At 75.3% G+C, this 2579-nt stretch carries 4 protein-coding genes; 3 read left to right on the forward strand and 1 reads right to left on the reverse strand.

Annotation, left to right across the window (positions count from 1 at the left end):
- Positions 1 to 227: 227 nt before the first annotated feature.
- Both IFT36_RS15745 and IFT36_RS15750 read left to right on the forward strand, forming a co-directional pair.
- Positions 228 to 740: a GNAT family N-acetyltransferase gene (locus IFT36_RS15745; RefSeq protein WP_056048002.1), complete on the forward strand. Its 513-nt coding sequence runs from the start codon at positions 228 to 230 to the stop codon at positions 738 to 740.
- A 16-nt stretch (positions 741 to 756) separates the two neighbouring features.
- Positions 757 to 1116 (forward strand): hypothetical protein, encoded by a 360-nt coding sequence (locus tag IFT36_RS15750; RefSeq protein ID WP_056047243.1) that lies wholly within the window; start codon positions 757 to 759, stop codon positions 1114 to 1116.
- 310 nt (positions 1117 to 1426) lie between these two features.
- Here the strand turns inward: IFT36_RS15750 and IFT36_RS15755 are convergent, their stop codons facing one another.
- Positions 1427 to 1852 (reverse strand): YchJ family protein, encoded by a 426-nt coding sequence (locus tag IFT36_RS15755; protein WP_056047246.1) that lies wholly within the window; start codon positions 1850 to 1852, stop codon positions 1427 to 1429.
- 188 nt (positions 1853 to 2040) lie between these two features.
- Between IFT36_RS15755 and IFT36_RS15760 the strand changes: the two genes are divergently transcribed.
- A complete protein-coding gene (locus tag IFT36_RS15760) occupies positions 2041 to 2436 on the forward strand; it encodes a hypothetical protein (protein ID WP_056047249.1) in 396 nt (131 codons plus the stop codon).
- Positions 2437 to 2579: the final 143 nt, after the last annotated feature.

A 2579-nucleotide genomic window follows, 5' to 3' on the forward strand; every position in this document is an offset into this window, starting at 1 on the left:
GCTGATCTCACCGGCCCGCCCCGAGCAGCGCCTCGGCCCCGCCCCCGTGGCGCGGGTCGGCTGAGGGCCGCACCGCGCCTCCTGACGTGACGACCCCGGGGCGCGGGTCGACGGCGGGACGCGACCCGCGCCTCCTGACGTGACGACGACGGGGCCCGACCCGGCGGTGGGACGCGACCCGCGCCTCCTGCACCCGCCGCGTCCCGCCCGTGTGGCAGGGTGGCGGCATGCCCGCACGACCCGTGACCGTCCGCCGCACGACCGCCGACGACTGGCAGCGCGTCCGCGACCTGCGCCTCGCGATGCTCGCGGACACGCCGATCGCCTACGGCGAGACGCTCGCCGTCGCCCGTCGTCACGCCGAGGCCGAGTGGCGGATGCGCGGGGCCCGGGGCGAGGCCGAGCACGGCACCTCGCTGGTCGCGATCGACGACGGGACGGGCGACTGGGTCGGCGCCATGGGCGGCTTCCTGCAGTCGGCGGGGCAGCCCCTGCTGGTCGGCGTGTACGTCGCCCCGAGCCATCGAGGGCGCTCGGCCGGGGTCACCGACCTGCTGCTCGACGGCGTCGAGACGTGGGCCGCGACCGAGGGCGACACCCTGCGCCTGCACGTCCACGAGCAGAACGAGCGGGCCATCGCGTTCTACCGTCGACGCGGGTACGAACCGACCGGACACACGAACCCCTACGCCCTCGACCCCGCCGCGCGCGAGCTCGAGATGCTCGCGCCGCTGCGCTGACCGCCGCACCCGTCCGGTGGCGAGCACGCACGACGTCTTCCTCGAGGGCGCACACGACGAGTCGCGACACCTCGTCGAGCAGACCCTGATCGATCACGGCTTCACCCTGTCGCTCGCGTCGGACGGCAGCACCCGGGCCGTCCGGGGCACGCTGGCCTCCACCCTCGCGCTGCGCGCCTTCGCCGGGCGGGCGCAGTTGCTGACCCTCGGCGTGCAGTGGTTCGTGGACGACCGGGGACGCCTCGTGGTGCGGGTCGTGCACGAGCCGGCCCTGTCGGTGCTCGGCGGCCCGGTCGGCGTCGTCCGGGCGCAGCGGGCCGTCGGCGAGGTGGTCCGGGCACTCGAGGCGGTCGCCCTCGCACGCCGCGCCCCCTGACGGATGTGACCCGCGCGCGTCCTGTCCCCCGAAACACGCGTCCCGACGCCCTGCCTGTGAGGAGCGTCCACGTCTGAACCGCACCATCTCGTGCGGCCTAGCGTTCGTCGAGATGGAGGGCGCGAGCCCTGCATCGGTGTCGTCCGGACCGTGGGTCCCTGCCCGTGAAGCTCTCCCTGCGGCCCGGCGGCGTCACGGAGAGGATGCCGGGCCCGACGGACCCGCCGTCCTCTTCGTGACGCCCGATGCCGACGTCGCGCGTCTGCCCCGCCGGACCCGGCCAGGCCCGAGCTCGTTCAGTGCGGCCTGGTCAGCCCGCCGTCCCGTCGACGTAGAGCCACCGCCGGTCGACCCGGGCGAACCGGCTGACCTCGTGCTGCGACCCCACGCCCTCGTCGTCGCGGAAGTGCGCCTCGAACTCCACCGTCCCCTCGTCGTCGAACGGTCCGCCCGCCTGCGTCCGCACGACGTCGAGCCGGAACCAGCGCGTGCCCGGATCGACCTCGAGCGTCGCGGGCCGCGTCGTCGGGTGCCACGTCTCGAGCAGGTAGGAGGCGCGGGCGAGCACGAACGCCGAGTACCGCGAGCGCATCAACCGTTCCGCCGTCGGGGCGGGCGTCGTGCCCCGGTGCAGCGGCCCGCAGCACGATCCGTAGGTCTCGCCGCTGAGGCAGGGGCACCGGGCCGAGTCGTCGAGGTCGCGGCCGGAGCCGGCGGCGGGAGCAGCAGGAAGCATCGGGCCATTCTCCGACACGCCCCGGCGCCCCGTCCCCGGGCCTCCTCTCGGACACGCCTGCCGGACCGAGCTACACCGTGGGCGGACGCCGGGCACGCCCGGTCGGCTCCCCAGTCCGGGTCGCACCCCAAGGGGCCGCCCCCGCACTGGGCGTCGCACTCCGGGCCACGACCTGCCACGGTGATGCCGTGACGAACTCGCCGACCTCCACCTCGCACCCCGTCCACGAGCAAGAGCTCGTGTTCGCGCACGTGCGCGCGGTGCTGAGCGCGGGGGAGGCCGGTCCCGTCCTCCCCCGACTGTCCCGGCGCAGGACCGCACGGGCCCTGGCGTCGGCCGGCTTCAGCACCCTGACCGGCGAACCCGTCCGGGCGTCCGCCCTCAAGCACGACGGGACGCAGTTCTTCGACCGCTCCGAGACCGTCCTGGTCGAGTCGCTCAACAGCGGGCGACGGTTCTACGGCCTGTTCGTCGAACCGACCTCCCCGACCCACGAGGACTGGGCGACCGTCACCGACATGTTCGCCGAGCTCGGGCGCCGCGTGCACGGCCGCCTCGCCCCCGCCGACCAGTTCCGCGGCTGAGCCCTCTCGCCGCACGCGAGGTCGCACCACGGTTGCGGCGTCGAACCACCCCCGTGCGTGGTTCGACGCCACGTGCGTGGTGCGACCCGACCGCCCGAGCCGCCCGAGCGGCGCAAGCAGCGCGAGCCGCCCGACTGGCCCGA

Origin of the sequence: Frigoribacterium sp. CFBP 13605 (genome assembly GCF_014839405.1) — a bacterium.
In the GTDB taxonomy this organism is placed as follows: Bacteria; Actinomycetota; Actinomycetes; order Actinomycetales; family Microbacteriaceae; genus Frigoribacterium.